The sequence below is a fragment of the Klebsiella sp. 141251 genome (assembly GCF_050600725.1).
Classification (GTDB): Bacteria; Pseudomonadota; Gammaproteobacteria; order Enterobacterales; family Enterobacteriaceae; genus Klebsiella; species Klebsiella aerogenes.
In genome coordinates this window covers 206,742-229,551 of the sequence record NZ_JAQIRG010000005.1, presented here as the reverse complement: position 1 = coordinate 229,551, position 22,810 = coordinate 206,742, and the positions used below count along the sequence as shown (strand labels likewise).

General features: G+C 54.6%; 24 protein-coding genes and 1 pseudogene. 10 read left to right on the top strand and 15 right to left on the bottom strand.

Going from position 1 to position 22,810, the window contains the following annotated elements:
• Positions 1-20 precede the first annotated feature (20 nt).
• The 3 genes from nuoB to PGR09_RS13640 form a co-directional block, all read right to left on the bottom strand.
• Positions 21-695 (bottom strand): NADH-quinone oxidoreductase subunit NuoB, encoded by a 675-nt coding sequence (gene nuoB / locus PGR09_RS13650; protein ID WP_002913178.1) that lies wholly within the window; start codon positions 693-695, stop codon positions 21-23.
• A 15-nt stretch (positions 696-710) separates the two neighbouring features.
• Positions 711-1,157 (bottom strand): NADH-quinone oxidoreductase subunit NuoA, encoded by a 447-nt coding sequence (gene nuoA, locus PGR09_RS13645; RefSeq protein WP_002913181.1) that lies wholly within the window; start codon positions 1,155-1,157, stop codon positions 711-713.
• Between the two features lie 652 nt (positions 1,158-1,809).
• On the bottom strand, positions 1,810-2,736 hold the full coding sequence (locus PGR09_RS13640; RefSeq protein ID WP_045391466.1) for a LysR family transcriptional regulator: 927 nt from the start codon (positions 2,734-2,736) through the stop codon (positions 1,810-1,812).
• 885 nt (positions 2,737-3,621) lie between these two features.
• Here PGR09_RS13640 and alaA point away from each other — a divergent pair.
• Entirely contained in the window at positions 3,622-4,839 is a 1,218-nt protein-coding gene (gene alaA / locus PGR09_RS13635; protein WP_015365583.1) for an alanine transaminase AlaA, read from the top strand.
• A gap of 81 nt (positions 4,840-4,920) precedes the next feature.
• Complete coding sequence (gene yfbR / locus PGR09_RS13630; protein ID WP_032712094.1) at positions 4,921-5,520, top strand: 5'-deoxynucleotidase; 600 nt, start codon at positions 4,921-4,923, stop codon at positions 5,518-5,520.
• 37 nt (positions 5,521-5,557) lie between these two features.
• On the opposite strand, the gene PGR09_RS13625 is transcribed toward yfbR, so the two are convergent.
• The 4 genes from PGR09_RS13625 to yfbV form a co-directional block, all read right to left on the bottom strand.
• Positions 5,558-7,390 (bottom strand): SLC13 family permease, encoded by a 1,833-nt coding sequence (locus tag PGR09_RS13625; RefSeq protein WP_045391469.1) that lies wholly within the window; start codon positions 7,388-7,390, stop codon positions 5,558-5,560.
• A 76-nt stretch (positions 7,391-7,466) separates the two neighbouring features.
• A complete protein-coding gene (locus PGR09_RS13620) occupies positions 7,467-8,126 on the bottom strand; it encodes a sugar phosphatase (RefSeq protein ID WP_047043353.1) in 660 nt (219 codons plus the stop codon).
• Between the two features lie 11 nt (positions 8,127-8,137).
• Positions 8,138-8,632 (bottom strand): YfbU family protein, encoded by a 495-nt coding sequence (locus PGR09_RS13615; protein WP_045391472.1) that lies wholly within the window; start codon positions 8,630-8,632, stop codon positions 8,138-8,140.
• A gap of 85 nt (positions 8,633-8,717) precedes the next feature.
• The gene (yfbV, locus tag PGR09_RS13610) at positions 8,718-9,173 is read right to left on the bottom strand and encodes a terminus macrodomain insulation protein YfbV (protein WP_045391475.1); all 456 of its coding nucleotides are present in this window, start codon (positions 9,171-9,173) and stop codon (positions 8,718-8,720) included.
• A gap of 338 nt (positions 9,174-9,511) precedes the next feature.
• On the opposite strand from yfbV, the gene ackA reads away from it, so the two are divergent.
• Both ackA and pta read left to right on the top strand, forming a co-directional pair.
• Positions 9,512-10,714, top strand: a complete 1,203-nt coding sequence (ackA, locus tag PGR09_RS13605) for an acetate kinase (RefSeq protein ID WP_045391478.1) — start codon at positions 9,512-9,514, stop codon at positions 10,712-10,714.
• 118 nt (positions 10,715-10,832) lie between these two features.
• A complete protein-coding gene (gene pta, locus PGR09_RS13600) occupies positions 10,833-12,980 on the top strand; it encodes a phosphate acetyltransferase (RefSeq protein ID WP_026612251.1) in 2,148 nt (715 codons plus the stop codon).
• 67 nt (positions 12,981-13,047) lie between these two features.
• Here the strand turns inward: pta and yfcD are convergent, their stop codons facing one another.
• From yfcD to yfcF, 3 genes are read right to left on the bottom strand one after another with little or no spacing between them, the layout of a single operon-like run.
• Positions 13,048-13,605: an NUDIX hydrolase YfcD gene (gene yfcD / locus PGR09_RS13595; protein ID WP_015365574.1), complete on the bottom strand. Its 558-nt coding sequence runs from the start codon at positions 13,603-13,605 to the stop codon at positions 13,048-13,050.
• 56 nt (positions 13,606-13,661) lie between these two features.
• The gene (yfcE, locus tag PGR09_RS13590; protein ID WP_047043293.1) at positions 13,662-14,213 is read right to left on the bottom strand and encodes a phosphodiesterase; all 552 of its coding nucleotides are present in this window, start codon (positions 14,211-14,213) and stop codon (positions 13,662-13,664) included.
• A 57-nt stretch (positions 14,214-14,270) separates the two neighbouring features.
• Positions 14,271-14,915, bottom strand: a complete 645-nt coding sequence (gene yfcF / locus PGR09_RS13585; protein ID WP_015365572.1) for a glutathione transferase — start codon at positions 14,913-14,915, stop codon at positions 14,271-14,273.
• 161 nt (positions 14,916-15,076) lie between these two features.
• Here yfcF and yfcG point away from each other — a divergent pair, with 161 nt between their 5' ends.
• The 6 genes and pseudogenes from yfcG to PGR09_RS13555 all read left to right on the top strand — a co-directional run bounded on the left by yfcG (position 15,077) and on the right by PGR09_RS13555 (position 18,706).
• A complete protein-coding gene (gene yfcG / locus PGR09_RS13580; protein WP_047043304.1) occupies positions 15,077-15,706 on the top strand; it encodes a GSH-dependent disulfide bond oxidoreductase in 630 nt (209 codons plus the stop codon).
• Positions 15,707-15,771: 65 nt separating this feature from the next.
• Positions 15,772-16,134: a dihydroneopterin triphosphate 2'-epimerase gene (gene folX / locus PGR09_RS13575; protein WP_015365570.1), complete on the top strand. Its 363-nt coding sequence runs from the start codon at positions 15,772-15,774 to the stop codon at positions 16,132-16,134.
• Between the two features lie 21 nt (positions 16,135-16,155).
• Positions 16,156-17,049, top strand: a complete 894-nt coding sequence (locus PGR09_RS13570; protein WP_430916229.1) for a TIGR01777 family oxidoreductase — start codon at positions 16,156-16,158, stop codon at positions 17,047-17,049.
• A gap of 213 nt (positions 17,050-17,262) precedes the next feature.
• Positions 17,263-17,517: a hypothetical protein gene (locus PGR09_RS13565; protein ID WP_315711245.1), complete on the top strand. Its 255-nt coding sequence runs from the start codon at positions 17,263-17,265 to the stop codon at positions 17,515-17,517.
• A gap of 3 nt (positions 17,518-17,520) precedes the next feature.
• The gene (locus PGR09_RS13560; protein ID WP_213292389.1) at positions 17,521-18,075 is read left to right on the top strand and encodes a DNA-binding protein; all 555 of its coding nucleotides are present in this window, start codon (positions 17,521-17,523) and stop codon (positions 18,073-18,075) included.
• 75 nt (positions 18,076-18,150) lie between these two features.
• Positions 18,151-18,706: pseudogene (locus PGR09_RS13555) on the top strand (GNAT family N-acetyltransferase).
• Here the strand turns inward: PGR09_RS13555 and hisP are convergent.
• From hisP to argT, 5 genes are all read right to left on the bottom strand, one after another.
• Positions 18,687-19,460: a histidine ABC transporter ATP-binding protein HisP gene (gene hisP / locus PGR09_RS13550; protein WP_015365566.1), complete on the bottom strand. Its 774-nt coding sequence runs from the start codon at positions 19,458-19,460 to the stop codon at positions 18,687-18,689. The pseudogene PGR09_RS13555 and the gene hisP overlap by 20 nt on opposite strands.
• 7 nt (positions 19,461-19,467) lie before the next feature.
• Positions 19,468-20,184 (bottom strand): ABC transporter permease, encoded by a 717-nt coding sequence (locus PGR09_RS13545; protein WP_015365565.1) that lies wholly within the window; start codon positions 20,182-20,184, stop codon positions 19,468-19,470.
• Entirely contained in the window at positions 20,181-20,867 is a 687-nt protein-coding gene (locus tag PGR09_RS13540; protein WP_045391496.1) for a histidine ABC transporter permease HisQ, read from the bottom strand. Before PGR09_RS13540 ends, PGR09_RS13545 begins: the two co-directional genes overlap by 4 nt.
• Before the next feature lie 66 nt (positions 20,868-20,933).
• Positions 20,934-21,716, bottom strand: coding sequence for a histidine ABC transporter substrate-binding protein HisJ (gene hisJ, locus PGR09_RS13535; RefSeq protein ID WP_015365563.1), 783 nt, complete (start codon positions 21,714-21,716; stop codon positions 20,934-20,936).
• A 267-nt stretch (positions 21,717-21,983) separates the two neighbouring features.
• Positions 21,984-22,766: a lysine/arginine/ornithine ABC transporter substrate-binding protein ArgT gene (gene argT / locus PGR09_RS13530; RefSeq protein ID WP_015365561.1), complete on the bottom strand. Its 783-nt coding sequence runs from the start codon at positions 22,764-22,766 to the stop codon at positions 21,984-21,986.
• Positions 22,767-22,810 lie beyond the last annotated feature (44 nt).

The window sequence follows — 22,810 nt, the reverse complement described above, 5'->3', positions numbered from 1 at the left end:
TTCCCGCCCGCAGGCGCAAGTTAAATCTCGTCCGGAGTCCGCAGATTGGTCACCGCAATTCGTTCGCCGCGTTTACGCTCGCGCTCGGATTGCATGTTGGCGCGATAGACGCCCTGATCGCCAACCACCCATGAGAGAGGACGGCGCTCTTTACCAATGGATTCCTGCAGCAGCATCAGCGCCTGCATATAAGCTTCCGGACGCGGCGGACAGCCCGGGATGTAAACATCAACCGGAATAAACTTATCCACGCCCTGCACGACGGAGTAGATATCGTACATCCCGCCGGAGTTAGCGCATGCGCCCATAGAGATAACCCACTTCGGCTCCAGCATCTGATCGTACAGGCGCTGAATTACCGGGGCCATTTTGGTGAAGCAGGTGCCGGCGACCACCATCAGGTCGGCCTGACGCGGAGAGGCACGCAGTACTTCCGCGCCAAAACGCGCAACGTCATGCACCGCAGTGAATGACGTCACCATTTCTACATAGCAGCAAGACAGGCCGAAGTTGTACGGCCAAATCGAGTTCTTACGGCCCCAGTTCACCATGTCATGCAGCGCATGTTCGAGTTTCCCCATATACACGCTTTTATTGACTTCTTGCTCCAGGGGGTCGGTTACGATCTCCTGTTTTTGCAGGGGGTAACGGTCGTTCTCACCGTTAGGATCTATGCGGGTGAGCGTATAATCCATCTTATTGCCTCGCTTTTACTGCATATGACGGTTAGTGGGACTGTCTGTTTCCGGGTTAACCAGCGTGCGACGGGAACGCGCAGGCGTCCAGTCCAGTGCGCCGATGCGAACAAGGTAAACCAGACCAGCCAGTAGCACTAAAATGAAAATTGCGGCTTCCACAAAGCCAACCCAGCCGCTTTCGCGAATGGAGGTTGACCATGCGTAGAGATACAGGGCTTCCACGTCGAAGATAACGAAGAACATGGCGACCAGATAAAACTTCGCAGAAAGACGTAAGCGGGCCGAACCAACGGAGTCGATCCCCGATTCAAACGGCGTGTTTTTGCTACGCGCGCGCGCGCGACCGCCGAGGTACCAGCCGCCGACGAGCATCAGGCAGCACAGACCGATAGCGATGATGAGAAATATAGCGAATGCCCAATGATGAGCGATGACTTCAGTGGATGTTGACATACGCATTGCTTAACCAAAAAAGTGTAGCGCCAAAACCCTCTGCTCTTGATGGCAGATGAACGCCACAGCGTTTCACGGGAGGAATAAAAAAATGACCTTGCAAAAAAGCGTCCCTGGTTGATGAGGAAGCCCAAATGCCGTGGCTTTTTACCCCTTTCTTTAACCTTTTGTCAACTTTAACAAAAGTTTTAACTACATTAATTTACATTGGAATCTTTTCATTAACATTAAATGCCCTTTGTTGCGTAATAACCTTGCATATCATTCGGATTTAGTGTTGTTGAATCGTGTCCGTTTTAGACGTAAATCAGTTTCGCCAATCTATTTTGACAGGATTTGGCCGCGATTCCTCCCCCCAAGTAGGGGTATTTTCTTGATCTGTGACACGCTTTTGTTAATTACATCTGGAAAACGGCAACAATCCGTCCGGTTTTTTAACATTAGCAGGAAGTATTGAAACTGCAGCTAAAAACAGGGAAACAATGGCCGCTTCCGGGCCAACCTATTGATTCATATATCAATAAATTATTAAACTGCTTAAAATCCTTGTAAAATATAAAAAAAAAGAGCCACTGACCTCATTTTGTCGATCGGCGGCTCTTTTTTACACTTACATTTTGTTACCGGATTATTGTGATCGATATATGATAATTTGGCTTTATGAAACCAGGGAGCCGTCTCCCCCTTCCGGGGTATAGAGCGTTTCTGTTTTCCACGGGTTATGGTCCTGGCTCAGCGACTGAAAAATTGCCTGCGCCAGCTCGTTTTCCCGCTGTGGATTACAGCTCAACACATAATGGGTATCCGGCAGGCCGGGCAAACCGTCGCTTTTACCCGGCACGCGCAGCTCAGGGCTCATCATTTCAACCGGTCGCGCGGTGACGCCAAGCCCCGCCTTCACCGCGGCTTTTACCCCGGCCAGAGAACTGGCGGCATGCGCCAGATGCCAGGGGACCTGCGCGGCATTAAGCGCGGAAATGATATCTTCACGGAACGGCCCGGACTCTTCGAGCAGCACCAGCGGAACGGATTCTCCGTGCGCCAGTACGTAATCCGCGGCGCAGTACCACAGCGTCGGCGAGGTACGCAGCGTCAGGACATCAAATTCGCCGGTTTGATGAGTGGTTAACGCCAGATCGATCTCGCCGCTGCCTAACTTCGCAACGATATCGGCGTAATTCAGGACCTTAATTTCCAGCGTCAGTTTGGGATAGAAGCTGCCGATTCGATTGAGCAGATAAGGCAGGATGGTATCCGCCGTTTCATCGGCAGCGCCGATAGTCAGCGTCCCCTGCAGGCTGCCAAACATTAGCGACATGCAGGCTTCATCATTAAAACGCAGTATTTTGCGCGCGTAGCTGAGCAGTTGGATCCCCTGCTCGGTCAGTAATTTATTACGCCCATGTCGAGCGAAAAGCTCTTTGCCAACCAGTTGCTCCAGGCGCTGCATCTGCTGACTGACGGCGGACTGGGTACGACATACCGCGGCAGCGGCCGCCGCAAAGGTGCTCAGATCGGCGACGGCGACGAAGGTCCGCAGCAGATCGAGATCGAGATTCAGTATCGGACGATTTGCATTTATCATATTTCTTCACTTACAGGCGCTGATGCTGGCCTGCCTTGTTGATGCTGTATCCAGGTTTCCGGCTATTCCATGAGCCTCGTGCCGAGCGGACAATTGCCGCAGATGACAACTGGAAGAACGTCATTGCATGTGAAAGCACTCGTTCGCGACAAATGTGCGAAAAATTTGAGTAATATTTTGTTCGTAGCTCTACGCATTTTTAATTACTGAGACTTACGTTATGTGATGAATCTCAAACAAAGTCTGCAATAACAAATCTCGTTACGCCCGGAAGCCCGACACGCATAACAACGCCTGCTGGAACACAAACAAAAAAGCCTGCAATAACAATATATTAATAAAATCACGCCGTTAAACAGAGGTTTATACGTCGATATTAACCGTCATATCCTAACCGAAAACCACAATATTTATAAGCGCTAATCAGTATTATCTAAGGTAATTTTAAACATTTTTGCAGCACTATAATTAAATTAACAAAACCCGAAATAATCTATGCAATCAAATATACCTGATTCATTAATTGGCATGTTTTATTAAAAAAAATTAACATAGTTGCTACAGTTATCAGCACCCTCTTTCTTATTAGCATAGTGTCTTTTAGCGGTTAAAATTCAGGCAACCCGCTTTTTCCATCAGCAACAAACCAGATAAATATCCATGTATCTGCGCAATATGCGCAACATAAAACCATTCCAAAACCCATATCAGGCACATTATATAAAGAATAACGCCATTACACAGACAAATTCATTACTCTAAAAAAATACTATTCGCAAAATCTTCTCCTGTTAACCCTTCAAAACAGCGGGGATGCGGAGTACATTGTTCCGTGCTGACTTCCACGGCAGGGAGTGGCGATAACAGCTAAAAGGTCAAAGGTTCATGTCCCCTATCGAAAAATCCAGCAAGTTAGAGAATGTCTGTTATGACATCCGCGGTCCGGTTCTGAAAGAAGCGAAACGCCTTGAAGAAGAAGGCAACAAGGTACTCAAGCTGAATATCGGCAACCCGGCGCCGTTCGGCTTTGATGCGCCTGACGAAATCCTCGTCGACGTTATCCGCAATCTGCCGACCGCCCAGGGCTACAGCGACTCAAAAGGTCTCTATTCCGCCCGTAAAGCAATTATGCAGCACTACCAGGCGCGCGGAATGCGCGATGTTACCGTGGAAGATATCTATATCGGTAACGGCGTTTCCGAGCTGATCGTCCAGGCCATGCAGGCCCTGCTCAACAGCGGCGACGAGATGCTGGTTCCAGCCCCTGACTACCCGCTGTGGACCGCAGCGGTCTCGCTTTCCAGCGGCAAAGCGGTGCACTATCTGTGCGACGAATCCTCAGACTGGTTCCCGGATCTCGACGATATCCGCGCCAAAATAACGCCGCGCACCCGCGGGATCGTCATCATTAACCCGAATAACCCAACGGGCGCCGTTTATTCCAAAGAGCTGCTGCAGGAGATTGTCGAGATCGCCCGTCAGCACAACCTGATTATTTTCGCCGACGAAATCTACGACAAGATCCTGTATGACGACGCCGAACATCACTCTATCGCCGCACTGGCGCCGGATATGTTAACCGTCACCTTCAACGGGCTGTCGAAGACCTATCGCGTCGCTGGTTTCCGCCAGGGCTGGATGGTGCTGAACGGGCCGAAAAAGCACGCCAAAGGCTATATCGAAGGGCTGGAAATGCTGGCCTCGATGCGCCTGTGCGCCAACGTCCCGGCGCAACACGCTATCCAAACCGCGCTAGGCGGCTATCAGAGCATTAGCGAATTTATCATTCCGGGCGGGCGCTTGTATGAGCAACGTAACCGCGCCTGGGAGTTAATCAACGAGATCCCGGGCGTCTCCTGCGTCAAGCCGAAAGGCGCGCTGTATATGTTCCCGAAAATCGACGCCAAACGCTTTAATATCCACGATGACCAGAAAATGGTGCTCGATTTCCTGCTGCAGGAGAAAGTGCTGCTGGTTCAGGGTACCGCGTTCAACTGGCCGTGGCCGGATCACGTACGTATCGTCACCCTGCCGCGTGAAGATGACCTGGAAATGGCGATTTCCCGCTTCGGGCGCTTCCTCTCCGGCTATCATCAGCTTTAATCGCGCCGCCGCCGGTATTTGCATCCGGCGGCGATCCCTGCGCACAATGGAACCCGATGTTGTCACTGCTTAAGGGTTCCTATGAGTCAGAGTCATTTCTTTGCCCACCTCTCCCGCCTGAAACTAATTAACCGCTGGCCTTTGATGCGCAATGTGCGCACCGAGAACGTCTCCGAGCACAGTTTGCAGGTGGCGATGGTCGCCCATGCGCTGGCGGCAATTAAGAACCGCAAGTTTGGCGGCCAGGTCAACGCCGAACGCATTGCCCTGCTGGCGATGTATCACGATGCCTCCGAGGTCCTCACCGGCGATCTGCCCACGCCGGTGAAATATTTCAATTCGCAGATTGCCCAGGAATATAAAGCGATTGAAAAAATCGCTCAGCAAAAACTGGTCGATATGGTTCCCGATGAGCTGCGCGATATCTTTGAGCCACTGATTGATGAACACCATTACAGCGAAGAAGAGCAGTCGATTGTGAAGCAGGCCGACGCCCTGTGCGCTTATCTGAAATGTCTTGAAGAGCTTTCTGCCGGCAATAACGAATTTCTGCTGGCGAAAGGTCGGCTGGAAAAAACGCTGGAGTCGCGCCGTAGCCCGGAGATGGATTACTTTATGCAGGTATTTGTCCCGAGCTTCCAGCTGTCGCTCGATGAAATCAGCCAGGATTCACCGCTTTAATATTCAGGCCGGGCAGCCCCTGCCCGGCCTGAATGAATTAAAACGGAAAGAGTACCGGGATCAGCAGTACGCAGACCACCATCACCAGTACGGTGAAGGGCACACCGATTTTGACAAAATCACTGAACGAATATTTACCGGGTCCTAGCACCAGCGTATTAACCGGTGAAGAGACCGGGGTCATAAACGCCGCCGAAGCCGCCATCGCCACCACCATGGCAAAAGGATATGGCGATACTCCCATCGATTTCGCCGCCGCCAGAGCAATTGGCGCCATCAGCACCGCCGTCGCGGTATTCGAGATAAACAGACCAATCGCCGCGCACATCACAAACAAACAACCCAGCATCAAATAGGGGCCTTTACTTCCGGCGACGTCCATTAATCCCTGCACCACTAAATCCACGCCGCCGGTTTTCTGCAACGCCAGGGCGAAGGGCATCATACCTACAATCAAAATGATGCTCGGCCAGTGGATCGCCTTATAGGCGCTCTCGGCGTTGATGCAGCGAAACTTGCCCATCAACAGGCAGGCGATGATGGCGGCGATAGGGTTGGGGATTTCATCGGTAAGCATCAGCGCTACCATTAACACCAGGCAGAAAATGGCGTGCGGCGCCTGGCTGTGCGCGGGCGAAGCATCGTTGACCTCTACCGGCATATTCAGCACCACAAAATCGCGGCCGCGTTTTGCCAGCATGGCTATCTGCCGCCAGTTGCCAACTACCAGCATAATGTCGCCTAACTGGAGTTGTTCATCGACTACCGCGCCGTCGAGCGCTTTACCATCGCGCTTCAGGCCAACGATATTCAGACCAAAACGGGTACGGAAGGCCATCTCGCGCACCGTTTTGCCGATAAGCTCTGAGTCAGGGATTAACGAAACTTCCGCCATACCGACGTCCAGCGCCTGGTCGGAAAAGTATTCGCCGCGCAGCACCATCGGCTCAAGCATCTGCTCGCCGCAAAACTGCCGCAGATCGACGTCGGATGCCGACATATCGATCAGCAACACGTCGCGGGCGCGAAACTCCGACACCCCGTTAACGTTGACGATCACCCGGCGAAAACGCCGCCAGCGTTCGACGCCGATAACGTTGGCGCAGTAACGTTCACGCAGCTTTAAATCATCAAGCCGCTGGCCGATCATCGGCGAGCCCGGACGAATCGCCAGCCGGCGCGCCCTACCGGTGAGGTGGTACTCTTTGATTAAATCGCGGAAGGTGCTTTTCTTGCGGCCATCGCGGGCGGCGCTGTCATCTTCGCCCTTCAGCATAAAGCGCATCACCAGCATATAGACGATACCCAACACCAGCACCACCAGGCCAATCGGGGTCACGCTGAAGAAGCTGAAGCCATGCAACCCCTCGCGCAGCAGCTCACTGTTGACCACCAGGTTCGGCGGCGTCGCCACCAGCGTCATCATGCCGCTAATCAGCCCGGCGAAGCTTAGCGGCATCATCAGCCGCGACGGCGAGGTATTCATACGCAGCGAGACGCTGAGCACTACCGGAATAAATATCGCCACTACGCCGGTTGAGCTCATAAACGCCCCCAGTCCGGCAACGGTGAGCATCAGGTAGACCAGCATTTTGGTTTCGCTATTGCCGGCAACCTTGACCAGCCAGGAGCCCATCTTAGTCGCCACGCCGGTGCGCACCAGGCCGTCGCCAATGATAAATAAAGCAGCAATGAGAATAACGTTCGGATCGCTAAAGCCGGAGAAGGCTTCGCTGAGGGTTAAGGTACCGCTAAGCACAAACGCAACTATCACCATCAGCGCGATGGCATCCATGCGCACCTTGCCGGTCGCAAACAAGACAACCGCGATGGCCAGTAGCGATAACACCCAAATCAATTCACCGTTCACAACTTATCCTTGTCTGAAGAGGGAGCCGAAATTGTGGCACAAAAAAGCCCCGGCAACGCGGGGCTAAGTCATGAGATTATGCTTTAAGATTCACCTGAACATTGCCATCCGCCTGCCGCTCAATGCGCAAGCTTTCGAGGGTCGTCAGCACCAGATCGGCCTCATCAAGGCGCGGCGCATCGGCCGGAACGTTGACGGCGATGGTGCGGCATCCGGCAGCCAGCCCGGAAAGCAGCCCCGCCGGCGCATCTTCCACCACCGCGCACTGTTGTGCCGGTATGCCCAGCAGTTCGGCGCCGAGCAGATAGGCATCCGGCGCCGGTTTCCCCTTCTTCACCTGCTCGGCGGTAACGAACACTTTCGGCATCGGCAGACCTGCCGCGCGGTGGCGGGCGTGAGCAACCGGAATGGAACCCGAAGTCACGATAGCCCACGGGATCCCCGCTTCATTAAGCGTATTCAGCAAGCTTAACGCGCCCGGCAGTGCGACAATGCCGTCGATATCGGTGGCTTCAATCTGCTCAAGGAAGCGGAACTCGGCCTGAATATCCTCTTCGCTGCGCCCCGGCATAAAATGACGAATCGAAGTGATGGCCTGTTTACCGTGAATGAAACCGAGAATCTCATCGTGCGGAATGCCGAAACGATCGCCCCATTTACACCATGAACGCTCGACCACCGGCAAAGAATCCACCAGCGTCCCGTCGAGATCGAACAGGAAACCTTTACACTGCACGGGCACCTCCATCAGGCATTGATAATTTGGTTAATTTCGTTACTACTCAAGTGATACTGGCGCGGGCAGGAGTGCCAGGCGGCCAGCATACGCTGGTATTTTTCCCACATCGGCGTCTGCGAGTTAAAGCCGTGAGTACCGGCATCGAAGTGGCTATAGCGCCCTTCTACATTGACCATAAAGCGCACGTAGCCGAGATAGCGGGCCTCGGTGGCGACGTCAAAACCAAGGAAGGTCACCCGACGTTCATCGATAGCGGAGGCGTCCTTCAGGTTGGTCCACGAAACGTGCAGCGCGTGGTACATCTCCATGATATCGATAATGGTCCGGCAGGTTTCTTCCGTCAGTTGGCCAAATTCGCGGTCCAGCTCGCGCATTTGCAGCCCATATCCACGCTCGATGATGGTCTGTAGACGGCGGTAACGTTCGGCGTTGTCCGGGTCGAGCATAGTCATCATCTTGTACTGATTGGACAAAATCAGACGCTGCGCATTGGTCATTTCCATTTTTGACTCCTGTAGCACTTACGGCGTGAAATAAAGAAGGCGCATAAATCATGCGCCTTCTTTTATATGCGTTTTCCGTATGGAATTACAAATCATCAAGGAAAGTTTTATCCAGTTGTTTGAAGGCGCGCTTAAGCGTGTCAGCCAACGCCTGGTAATCCGGCTTGCCGTCAACCGGCGCTAACGCCTGCCCGGCCTCTTGTAATTTGCCGCGCACTTCATAAAACCAGTTCAATATTGATGGCGGTAATGGCGTCACGGAACGCTTGCCCAACCACCACAGCCCCTGCATCGGCAGGCTTAAGGCAAACAACGCGGTGGCGACGGCCGGGCCAAGCTGGCCGCCGAGCGCTATCTGCCAGCATAAGGTGAAGACCGCAACCGGCGGCATGATGCGAATCGCGTAGCGGGTAGCGCGAATAATGCGGTTTTCGACAAACACCGGCGCCAATCGCTTATCGAGGGGCCAGGTCTTCGCATAGTGCTGCCCGCGACGAAACAAGCTGAAAAAGCTAACGGGGCGATTCTCAGGGGTCGACATGGCTATACCTCAACTTTACATATAAAACTTAAAATTTTCGTGCAAAACACCAACTGTGCATGACAACGTTCAAAAGATTTTGGCAATGGATGCGGCAATCAGGTATCCTGTGCCCACCTGAGAGGGCGGTTAGACCCTTTTACCAGGTTAGTCAAATTATCGCATATTCTGCTGCTGGCGGAAAATTATGCAAAATGACATAAAATCATATGTACTTCCCTCATCGTGCCAGAAAACAGAACAAGGCATGATGTTAATCATAAATGTCGATGTCATCCTGCGCTACGCTTTGTGACACACTGATGTTTTTTTAGCCACGTATCATAAAAGGTACTTCCATGTCGAGTAAGTTAGTACTGGTTCTGAACTGCGGTAGCTCTTCCCTGAAATTTGCTATCCTGGATGCCGTTAACGGTGACGAATATCTCTCCGGTTTAGCCGAATGTTTCCATCTTCCTGAAGCCCGTATCAAATGGAAAATGGACGGCGGCAAACACGAAGCTGAGTTAGGCGCAGGCGCCGCTCACAGTGAAGCGCTGAACTTTATCGTTAACACTATTCTGGCACAAAAACCAGAACTGTCAGCACAGCTGACCGCAATTGGCCATCGTATCGTTCACGGCGGTGAAAAATACACCAGTTCCGTCGTCATCGACGATTCCGTTATTCAGGGCATCAAAGACTCCGCTTCCTTCGCACCGCTGCACAACCCGGCGCACCTGATCGGTATCGCTGAAGCGCTGAAATCCTTCCCGCACCTGAAAGACAAGAACGTTGCCGTGTTCGACACCGCGTTCCATCAGACCATGCCGGAAGAGTCCTACCTGTACGCCCTGCCGTACAGCCTGTACAAAGAGCACGGCGTACGTCGTTACGGCGCGCACGGCACCAGCCACTACTATGTGACTCAGGAAGCCGCTAAGGTACTGAACAAGCCGGTTGAAGAACTGAACATCATCACCTGCCACCTCGGCAACGGTGGTTCCGTTTCCGCTATCCGTAACGGTAAATGCGTTGATACCTCCATGGGTCTGACCCCGCTGGAAGGTCTGGTGATGGGTACTCGCTCTGGCGATATCGACCCGGCGATCATTTTCCACCTGCACGACGCGCTGGGTATGAGCGTAGATGCTATCAACAAAATGCTGACCAAAGAGTCCGGCCTGCTGGGTCTGACCGAAGTCACCAGCGACTGCCGCTACGTTGAAGACAACTACGCGGATAAAGCTGACGCTAAGCGCGCAATGGACGTTTACTGCCACCGCCTGGCGAAATACATCGGTTCTTACACCGCGCTGATGGACGGTCGTCTGGACGCGGTTATCTTCACCGGTGGTATCGGTGAAAACGCCGCGATGGTTCGTGAACTATCCCTGGGTAAACTGGGCGTTCTGGGCTTCGAAGTTGATCACGAGCGTAACCTGGCTGCCCGTTTCGGTAAGTCTGGCTTCATCAACAAAGAAGGCACCCGCCCTGCCGTGGTTATCCCGACCAACGAAGAGCTGGTTATCGCTCAAGACGCACACCGTCTGACCGCTTAATTCCACACCGCCAGCGATAACCCTGACGTCTTCGAGTTACCACTTGAAGCATGACGGTAAGCTGGCGGTGCTGTTTTGTATCCCGCCTAAAACTGGCGGTAACGAAAGAGGATATATCGTGTCCCGTACTATCATGCTGATCCCTACCGGAACCAGCGTAGGCCTGACCAGCGTCAGCCTCGGTGTTATCCGCGCTATGGAACGCAAAGGCGTTCGCCTGAGCGTCTTTAAACCTATCGCCCAGCCGCGTTCCGGTGGCGATACTCCAGACCAGACTACCACCATCGTTCGCGCCAGCTCTTCAACGACGACTGCCGCTGAGCCGATGAACATGAGCCACGTTGAGTCGCTGCTGTCCAGCAACCAGAAAGACGTGCTGATGGAAGAAATCATCGCCAACTACCATGCCAACACTCAGGATGCTGAAGTGGTGCTGGTTGAAGGCCTGGTCCCGACTCGTAAACACCAGTTCGCTCAGTCTCTGAACTACGAAATCGCAAAAACGCTTAACGCGGAAATCGTCTTCGTGATGTCTCAGGGCACCGATACCCCGGAACAGCTGAACGAGCGTATCGAACTGACTCGCAACAGCTTCGGCGGCGCGAAAAACACCAGCATCACTGGCGTTATCGTTAACAAACTGAATGCTCCGGTTGATGAACAAGGCCGTACACGCCCTGACCTGTCCGAAATCTTTGACGACTCGTCTAAAGCGAAAGTCGTGAAGATCGACCCGGCTCAACTGCAGAATGGCAGCCCACTGCCGGTGCTGGGCGCGGTGCCATGGAGCTTCGATCTGATCGCCACGCGCGCTATCGACATGGCGCATCACCTGAATGCGACCGTGATCAACGAAGGCGACATCAATACTCGCCGCGTGAAGTCTGTAACCTTCTGCGCGCGCAGCATTCCGCACATGCTGGAACACTTCCGTCCGGGTTCTCTGCTGGTGACTTCCGCAGACCGTCCTGACGTACTGGTCGCTGCCTGCCTGGCGGCGATGAACGGCGTAGAAATCGGCGCTATCCTGCTGACCGGCGGCTATGAAATGGACGCGCGCATCAGCAAGCTGTGTGAACGTGCTTTCGCCACCGGCCTGCCGGTATTCATGGTTAACACCAACACCTGGCAGACCTCTCTGAGCCTGCAGAGCTTCAACCTGGAAGTACCGGTTGACGATCACGAGCGCATCGAGAAAGTTCAGGAATACGTTGCTAACTATATCAACGCCGACTGGATCGAATCGCTGACCGCGACCTCCGAGCGCAGCCGTCGTTTGTCTCCGCCAGCCTTCCGCTACCAGCTGACCGAGCTGGCGCGTAAAGCGGGCAAACGCGTCGTTCTGCCGGAAGGCGACGAACCGCGTACTGTTAAAGCGGCGGCCATCTGTGCCGAGCGCGGTATTGCAACCTGCGTGCTGCTGGGCAACCCGGATGAGATCAACCGCGTTGCGGCCTCTCAGGGCGTAGAGCTGGGCGCTGGTATTGAAATCGTCGATCCGGAAGTGGTTCGCGAAAGCTACGTGGCGCGTCTGGTCGAACTGCGTAAGAACAAAGGTATGACCGAAGCGGTTGCGCGCGAACAGCTGGAAGATAACGTGGTTCTCGGCACCCTGATGCTGGAACAAGACGAAGTCGACGGCCTGGTATCCGGCGCGGTTCACACCACCGCCAATACCATCCGTCCGCCGCTGCAGCTTATCAAAACGGCGCCGGGCAGCTCGCTGGTCTCTTCCGTATTCTTCATGCTGCTGCCGGAACAGGTTTACGTTTACGGCGACTGCGCGATCAACCCGGATCCGACGGCAGAACAGCTGGCGGAAATCGCGATTCAGTCCGCTGATTCCGCGATTGCCTTCGGTATCGAACCGCGCGTGGCGATGCTCTCCTACTCCACCGGCACCTCCGGCGCAGGTAGCGATGTAGAAAAAGTACGCGAAGCAACTCGTCTGGCGCAGGAAAAACGTCCTGACCTGATGATCGACGGTCCGCTGCAGTATGATGCCGCGGTAATGGCCGATGTTGCGAAGTCCAAAGCGCCAAACTCTCCGGTAGCTGGCCGCGCGACCGTGTTCATCTTCCCGGATCTGAACACCGGTAACACCACTTACAAAGCCGTACAGCGTTCCGCTGACCTGATTTCCATCGGGCCAATGCTGCAGGGTATGCGTAAGCCGGTAAACGACCTGTCCCGCGGCGCGCTGGTAGACGATATCGTCTACACCATCGCACTGACGGCGATTCAGTCTTCTCAGCAGCAGAAATAATCTCCCGCTGAGACAAAAAAGGCAGCCAAATGGCTGCCTTTTTTATGACGCTAACACGTAAAGGAAATTACGCTTCGTCTTCTTCCGGCTCGTCGCGATCGTGGCCGGTATTGCCCGCGTTACGGGTCATCCACAGCGCCAGCGCTTTCAGTGAATCGGCGGTGAACTCATCGCAGCGCGCGGTGATCTCTTCCGGCGTCAACCAGCATACTTCGCTGACCTCTTCTTCCTGCAGGGCGAACGGGCCATGAGAAACACAGCTAAACAGGCTTCCCCAGACGCGGCAGTGTTTATCTTCGTAGTAGAATTGGCCGTGATCGGCAAAAGGCACGCCCGCAATCCCCAGCTCTTCTTCCGCTTCGCGGCGCGCGGAGTCCAGCAGCTGTTCATCCGCCTGCACCACGCCGCCGGCGGTCGCATCCAGCATGCCCGGCATGAAATCTTTGCTCTCGGTACGGCGCTGCACCAGAATCTTGCCCATCCCATCATGAACCACAATATAGGTCGCGCGGTGACGCAGACACTGCGCGCGCATCTGCTCGCGGCTGGACTGTGCTATCACCTCATTGTTTTCATTAACAATATCGACCCATTCTGTGCTTGCCAAATGCTTCTGTTCCGCCATCAGGAAACCTTACTTTTAAGCGCTCTCGCGGCGCGTCTTTACGATTGAGGGGTAAATTACGGGTAAATTGCGGCCTCTGCAATAACCTGATTATCTTTGAGTGCGAAAACCTGCAGCCGATCATCTTCCAGCATGCCGTAGCTGGCGGCAAAGCCGCCTTTCGGGATGCTCACAGAACCAGGATTGAAGAGGAAAATATCGCCGCGTTTCTCGGCAACCGGAATATGAGTATGACCATAAGCCAGTACATCGCCAGCGGCGAGCGGCGGCAAATTATCCGGACTATAGAGATGACCGTGGGTCAGAAACAGGCGGTAGCGTTCGCTGAGCACCTGCTGCCAGGGGGCGGTAATGGGGAAATGCAGCAGCATTTGATCGACTTCGCTATCGCAGTTACCGCGGACGGCGATAATCCGCTGCGCGACGCTGTTCAGCCGCTCGGCGACCTGCGCCGGCGCATACCCTTCCGGCAGCGCGTTGCGCGGCCCGTGATTAAGCACATCGCCGAGGATAACCAGCCACTGCGCCCCGCTCTGCGCGAAGCGTTCCAGAACGCGTTCGGTCGCAGGCAGCGAGCCGTGAATATCGGATGCGAACATCAGTTTCATATCAACCCCTTACCAGACAATACGGTCTGTCTATGATAACGGAACTGCCTGCGCTTATCAGCCGCTACGTTTAGCCGACAGTGCGGCATAACGCTGAACAGATGCCCGCTGCCACTGGAAGGTCGCGTAGTCCGCCAGCGCTTCCGGCACCTCGTCGCCGTTCAGCACCAGACGGTTTAGCATCAGTGCAAGATCGGCATCGGCAATACACCATTCGCCAAACAGATTCTGCCCGCCATGCGCCAAAAGCGCGCCGGCGGTAGCAAAGAGTTTAGCCGCACTGGTTTGCCCCGCGGCGCTCAGCGCCGGCTTCTTCGCGCCGCCAAACACCACATCGGTGGAACGTTCTTCGCGTATGGGCATCAGATCGCTGCGCAGCCAGGCCTGCACCTGCCGCGCCCGCGCGCGTTTTTGCAGGTCGTGCGGATACAAGCGCTCCCACTCCGGCGGCGCAAAGCGTTCATCAAGGTATTCGGTAATGGCCGAGGATTCGCTCAGCGAAAAATTATCCACTTCCAACAGCGGCACGCGCCGTGTCGCGGAGTAGCCCTTCCAGCCTGGCTGCAGATGCTCGCCGCTGTCGAGATTGACGGTCTTAAGAGTGAACGGCAGGCTTTTTTCCTGCAGCGCCACGTACACGGACATCACATAGGGGGAGAAAAAATCGGCATCGGACCACAGGGTAATAACAGGCTGATTCATAACATCCTCAATGAAGCCAGGGGGAGATAAATCAACATAGCTGGTCTGCTATAAGATGTCACTGGCAGCCGCATGAGGATTTCGCAATATAATCTTTGCCCCGCGATTGCGCAGGTCGCCTATACTCGAAACGTTTGCGACCTTCGATGGCGGGAGACCTCATGATCGATCTTTACTACGCACCCACCCCCAACGGCCACAAAATCACTCTTTTTCTCGAAGAGGCGCAGCTGGCCTATCGCCTGATACGCGTCGATATCGGCAAAGGTGAACAGTTTCGCCCGCAGTTTCTGGCTATCTCGCCAAATAATAAGATCCCGGCGATCGTTGACCACGTTCCGGTCGACGGCGGCGCGCCGTTAAGCCTGTTTGAGTCCGGAGAGATCCTGCTCTATCTGGCGGAAAAATCGGGAAAATTACTGAGCGGCGAGCTGCGCGAACGGCATACCACCCTGCAATGGCTGTTCTGGCAGGTCGGCGGTCTGGGGCCGATGCTTGGGCAAAACCACCACTTTAACCATCACGCGCCTCAGGCTGTCCCCTACGCCATTGAACGCTATCAGGTCGAAAGCCAGCGTCTGTATGGCGTAATGAACCGGCGTCTTGAAGCCAGTCCATGGTTGGGCGGCGAGCACTACAGTATCGCCGATATCGCCTGCTGGCCATGGATTAACGCCCACCAGCGCCAACGCATCGATCTTAGCCAGTTCCCGGCGGTGCATAACTGGTTTGAACGCATCCGCCAGCGCCCGGCAACGCAACAAGCGCTACTCAAAACGCAACAGTATTAATCCCCTGCTCGCAGGGCGTGCTTTGATGTATGATTGCGGAAATTACTACACGGAGGAAGCCTGCAATGTCTCAGCCAGACGCCATTATTCGTATTAAGAACCTGCGCCTGCGTACTTTTATTGGAATCAAAGAGGAAGAGATCGCCAACCGTCAGGATGTGTTGGTGAATGTGGTGATTCACTATCCGGCCGATAAGGCTCGCGACAGCGAAGACATCAATGATGCCCTGAACTATCGCACCATTACTAAACGCATCATCAGCCATATCGAGAATAACCGCTTCTCGCTGCTGGAAAAATTAACCCAGGATGTGCTCAATATCGCATGCGAACATCACTGGGTCACTTATGCTGAAGTAGAGATCGATAAACTTCACGCGCTGCGCTATGCCGACTCAGTATCGATGACTATGAGCTGGCGGCGCTAAAACGTTTGTAAGGGAGGCGGTATGGAAATCCTGCTCACTGGCGGTACCGGGCTCATTGGTCGGCATCTTATTACCAGGCTGCTGGAACTTGGGCACCAACTCACGGTTTCCACCCGCAACCCTGAACGCGCGAAAGCCCGTCTCGATCCCCGCGTCACGCTGTGGCGCGGTTTCGAGGGGCAAAACAACCTCGATGGCTTTGACGCCGTCATTAACCTTGCCGGTGAACCGATCGCCGATAAGCGCTGGACGGCAGAGCAAAAAGAGCGCCTGTGCCACAGCCGCTGGGACATCACCCGCCAGCTGGTCGCGTTATTTAAAGCCAGCGAAACACCACCCTCCGTGCTGATTAGCGGTTCCGCTACCGGCTATTACGGCGATCTCGGTGAAGTCGTGGTGACCGAGGAAGAGCCGCCGCACAATGAATTTACCCATAAACTTTGCGCCCGCTGGGAGCAAATCGCCTGTGAGGCGCAAAGCGATCGCACGCGCGTGTGCCTGTTGCGCACCGGCGTCGTCTTAGCGCCGCGGGGCGGGATCCTGGCCAAAATGACGCCCGCGTTTAAGCTCGGCCTGGGCGGACCTATCGGCGACGGTCGCCAGTATCTGGCGTGGATCCATATCGATGATATGGTGAACGGTATTCTGTGGCTGCTGGATAACGATCTGCGCGGCCCGTTCAATATGGTCTCGCCCTATCCCGTGCGTAACGAACAGTTTGCCCACGCGCTCGGCCACGCGCTTAATCGCCCGGCGATTTTCCGCGTTCCCGCCGCCGCCATTCGCCTGCTGATGGGGGAATCCTCGGTACTGGTGCTCGGCGGCCAGCGCGCGCTGCCAAAACGCCTGGAAGCCGCCGGCTTTAGCTTCCGCTGGTACGATCTGGAAGAGGCGCTGAAGGATGTGTTGGGCTAGGTAGATAAACGGGGAGTAACGGCTCCCCGTTCTCTTCCCTGGGGCGGAAGCCGCCTCGCAAATCGTTAATTCCTCGTTCTCCTTGCTACGCTTCTTGTGAAGCGCATTCCAACCGCAAAAATATACTCCTGCCATAACGTCCTGACGAGGAATATACTCTCAAAACACGTTGACACCCGTCAACACTCTTTTTATTCTGAGCAGGATTTAACGATGAAGGAACATCCGGACAAACATATCAGGATGGCGATTGCCACGGCGCTGGCGCGGGGGTGGATATTGCTGCCTGCAGGTAAAAGCGCTCATTGCTTTGGGCGCCTCGTCTACGGCGTGGCTGAACACCGTGAACATATGATGAGCATTTGGTCGACGCCCGCCGTCCCTGAAAACCACGCCCGGCAAATAATCAGAATGGTCGAACGGTGTCCCATCCCGGCTACCGCGCGCATCACGCATAAGGAACGCTAAACGATGCCGATATTTAATTTTACGCTGACGCTGTCCGGCGTCACCAGTCAAACGCCCGGACTGGAAGATGCGCTCTTTGCCGCAGGCTGTAGCGACGCTCTGGTCTGCTTTTACGGTACCGCGGTCTACCTCGAGTTCGATCGCGAGGGCCAATCGCTGGAACAGGCGGCGCTGTCCGCCATCCGCGATGTAGAAACCGCCGCGCTGCCAGATATCCGCGTGGAGTCCATCGATTCGACATTGGTCGGGCTGAGCGATATCGCCGAACTTATCGGCGTCTCCCGCCAGGCGATCGCGCTATTAAAAGAGGGCGCTCGCGGCAGCGGGCGGTTTCCCGGCCCCGTACAGCGTGTGAAAGGCAATTCCCCTCTCTGGCGCTGGAAATCCGTCGTTGAATGGTTAGTCGCGGAAAAGCGCATCGCCGCCGATTCGCCGATGGTGGCTAACGCCCAACTGCTGGATAGCCTCAACCTGGCGCTACAGCTTCGCCGTTCACCTGAAAATCACCGCGTGCAGCGCTACCTGCAGAGTCTGAGCGCCACGTCACCCACGGGCTGATTCGCGAGGACGAGCATGTTACCCGGCGCAGCATAGTGGTAAAGTAGGCTTTCGTTTTAGCTGATTAATCGCTTTATGACTACGATAACAACGCCCCGCCTGTTGCTTTCCCGCTTCACTCCGGCCGATTGGCCCTTTTTTCTGCGTCTGCGTCAGGATCCTGACGTCATGCGTTACATGGGTGAGGTGTTAAGCGAAACGGCGCTACGCAGCGTGTTTGAATGCCGCTGCGAAGATACCGGCGTCTTTGTGTTGCGCGATTCGGCCGGCACGCCGCTGGGAGATATTGGTCTGCGCATCAGTACGAAAAATCCGCACGAGGCCGACGTCGGCTACGCGTTACTGCCGCAAGCGCAGGGCCAGGGCTACGCCAGCGAAGCGCTGCGCGCGATTTGTGATTACGGTTTTACCACCCTTGGCATCCACGCCATTAATGCCTGGGTGCTGGGAGATAACCTGGGGTCGTCGCGGCTGCTGGAAAAGCTGGGTTTTGTACGCATTCAGGTGCTGGAACAGGCCTACCACCTCAACGGCGTGGATTACGATGATTGGATCTACCGACTGGAGCGTTAAGTCATTCCCGGCGAGCAAACCCGCCGGGATAGAGGCGATTACTTCAGTGAACCTTTAAGGAACTGCTGCAGGCGCTGGCTTTTCGGGTTGCCGAACAGCTCGTCGGGATGCCCTTCTTCTTCGATTCTTCCCTGATGGAGGAAAATCACGTGTGAAGAGACGTGGCGGGCAAAGCCCATTTCGTGGGTGACGACCACCATGGTTTTCCCCTCTTCCGCCAGTTTTTGCATAATACGCAATACTTCGCCCACCAGCTCCGGATCAAGTGCCGAGGTCGGCTCATCAAACAACAGTACGTCCGGCTCCATCGCCAGCGCCCGCGCGATGGACACGCGCTGCTGCTGACCGCCGGAAAGATGTACCGGATATTTGATCTGCTGGCGTTCATCGATGCCGACTTTCGCCAGATACTTCACCGCCCGCTCGCGCGCTTCCTGTTTGTTGAGGCCGAGCACCTGAATCGGCGCCTCCATGACGTTTTCCAGTACCGTCATGTGGCTCCACAGGTTGAAGTGCTGGAACACCATCGTCAGTCGCGTGCGCAGCAGACGCAGCTGGTTTTTATCCGCGACCTTCAACTGGCCGTCTTTATCGCGCACCAGGCCAATATTCTGCCCGTTGACGATAATCGTTCCTTCGCTTGGCTTCTCAAGAAAGTTAATGCAGCGCAGGAAGGTACTTTTACCGGAACCCGATGAGCCGATAATACTAATCACGTCTCCGGCCTTCGCTTTCAGCGAGACGCCTTTCAGCACCTCGTGCTCGCCGTAACGTTTATGCAGATCGATAACGCTTAATTTATTGTCGGTCATGGCTTTCTCAGTGCGTCGAAGAAGGTTTGATATGCTGCAGCCAGCGCTTTTCCGCCTTGCGGAACAAGCTAATCAGCACATACGAAATAATTAAGTACAGTACCGCGGCGATGCCGAAAGCGGTAAACGGCTGATAGGTCGCCGAGTTAATATCGCGCGCGATTTTCAGCAAATCCGGCACCGTGGCGGTAAACGCCAGCGCCGTCGAGTGCAGCATCAGAATGACTTCGTTACTGTACGCTGGCAGCGCAATACGTAGCGCAGAGGGCAAAATAATGCAGCGGTACAACTTAACTGACGAAAAGCCGTAAGCCCGCGCGGCCTCAATCTCGCCCGGCGCCACCGAACGAATCGCCCCGGCAAAAATCTCGGTGGTGTAGGCGCAGGTATTTAAGGTCAATGCCAAAACCGTACAGTTCAGGCCGCTGCGGAAAAACGCATTCAACAGATCGCTGCCTTTGACGATTTCCAGCGTATACATCCCGGAGTAAAACACCAGCAGCTGCACGTACAGCGGCGTGCCGCGGAAAATATAGGTAAACAGCCAGATCGGAAACTGGATGTATTTATTGCTCGATACGCGCCCGATGGCGAGAAACACCGCGAGGATGCCGCCCATCACCACTGAAGCAATCAACAGCCACAGGGTGATCGCCACGCCGGTAAAACGGTAACCGTCGGTCCACAGCAGGGATTTCCAGTACTCCTGAATAATTTCAATCACAGGTCAGCCCTCTTCACACCCACGGAGTAGCGGCGTTCAAGCAGCAGCAGCACACCATTGGAAATCGTGGTAAACACCAGATAGATAGCCCCACAGACGATAGCGAAATAGAACGGCTGCCAGGTACTTTTGCCCGCCAGTTGCGTTGCCTTAACCACGTCTTCCAGACCGAGCAGCGACACCAGCGCGGTGGCTTTGAGAATCACCTGCCAGTTGTTGCCGATGCCGGGCAGCGCATAGCGCATCATCGCCGGAAACAGGATGCGGCGGAACGTCTGCCAGCCGCTGAAGCCAAATGCCGTCGCCGCTTCAATATGGCCTTTCGGCACCGCCAGAAACGCGCCACGGAAGGTTTCAGTGAAGTACGCTCCATAGATAAAGCCGAGGGTGATAATACCGGCAATCATCGGATCAATATCAAATTGCGCCATGCCGAATGCATCGGTGATGCTGTTAAGGGCGATTTGTAGCCCATAGAAAATCAGCAGCATCAGCACCAGATCCGGCACCCCGCGGATCAGCGTGGTATAGCCTTCAAACACCAGCGCCATAGGCCGGTTGGCGGATAGTTTCGCCCCCGCGCCCACCAGCCCGATAAGGACCGCCAGCACCACCGAGCTAAGCGCCAGCTCAAGGGTGACCAGCGCGCCCTGAAAAATAACCTGTGAGAACCCGTACAGCATGCTGTCTGCCCTGTCTGTCATCGATCGCCGCACGTGAAAACGCGTGCGGCGAGGTACTAACGATGATTAGTCGCCGTACACGTTAAAATCGAAATATTTCTTCGCCAGCTTGTCGTAAGTGCCGTCTTTACGCATCTCGGCGAAAGCTTTATTTAGCGCCTCACGCAGCTCGGTGTCGTCTTTCCGCAGACCCATGCCGGTACCGACGCCAAACAACTTCTCATCCTTAATGGACGGGCCGCCAAACTGATAATCTTTGCCAATCGGTTGTTTGAGGAAACCTTCGCTGGCGGCGACCTCATCCTGGAACGCGGCGTCAATACGGCCCGCGGTCAGGTCGGAATAGATATTGTCCTGGCCCTGATAGGAGACAATTTCAATGCCTTTCGGCGCCCAGTGCTCGTTGCCGTAGGTTTCCTGAGTGGTGCCCTGCAGCACGCCAATGCGCTTGCCTTTCAACTTGCTCAGGTCCGGGGTAATATCGCTGCCCTTTTTCACCACCAGACGGGAATCAGCGGCATAAAGTTTGTCGGTGAAAGCAATTTCCTGCTGGCGCTTTTCGGTGATCGACAACGAGGACATAATCGCATCGATTTTCTTCGCTTTTAACGAGGGGATCAGCGCATCCAGCGGGTTTTCAACGAAGGTACATTGGGTATTGATACGCTTACACAGCTCTTTCGCCAGATCGATGTCAAAACCAATCAATTGACCCTGCGCATTCTTCGATTCGAACGGCGCATAAGTAGGATCGGTACCAATACGGATTTTCTGTGGAATGGCTGCGAATACCGTGGAAACGCTGGAAAGGGCCAGCGCCAAAGAAAGAGACAACGCCAGTTTTTTCATAATTATCCTCAACAGACTGTCATTCTAACGGGTTTATTAGAAGCACTTACGCCAGTTATCGTGCCATTATTCGCCCTGCCAAGGCAAAGCAAAATGCGCATGAAAGCAGATTTTTTTGCATCAGAAACGCTTAACTATGCACTTTCTGAACAAAGAAAAACCGCTATCGCCCCATTCTGGTGCAAGCCATTAACCGCTTGCACCTATCAAGGGCAACAATAACCGCGTCGCAATGGAGCGGCCTGGCATAACCAGACCGCTACAGTCTTAATCGCCGTAGACGTTAAAGTTGAAGTATTTCTTCGCCATTTTGTCGTAGGTGCCGTCTTTCCGCATCTCACCCAGCGCTTTGTCGAAAGCGGCTTTCAGCTCGCCATCTTCTTTGCGCAGGCCGATGCCGGTACCATCGCCGAAGTATTTTTTGTCTTTAACGGAAGGGCCGGCAAAGGCGTAATCTTTACCGGCAGGTTGTTTGAGGAAACCTTCGCTGGCCGCGACTTCATCCTGCAGCGCCGCATCGAGACGCCCGGCGGCGAGGTCGGAATAGATCAGATCCTGGTTGGCATAGGCGACAACATCCACGCCCTGGCTGCGCCAGCGTTCGTTGGCATAGGCCTCCTGAGTAGAGCCCTGCAGTACGCCAACATGCTTGCCTTTCAGCGACTCCAGCGTCGGCTGAATCGGCGAGCCTTTTGCCGCGATCAGACGAGAGTCTGCCGCGTACAGCTTGTCAGAGAACGCAATCTCCTGCTGGCGTTTTTCGGTAATCGACAGCGACGAGATAATCGCGTCGATTTTCTTCGCTTTCAGCGAGGGGATCAGCGCGTCAAAATCGCTGCCCACCCAGGTGCACTTCACCTTGATACGCGAGCACAGTTCATTGCCCAGATCGATGTCAAAGCCAATAAAGTTGCCCTTCGAATCCTTCGACGAGAAAGGCGCATAGGTGGTATCGGTGCCGATGCGGATACTTTGCGGCAGCGCCGCAGATACGCTGGCGGCGCTACTGATTCCCATGATTAACGAGAGAGCCAGGATCGTCTTCTTCATAGAAAGCCCTTAAGTGTCGTGATGTTGTTATGTTGTGCGCTGTC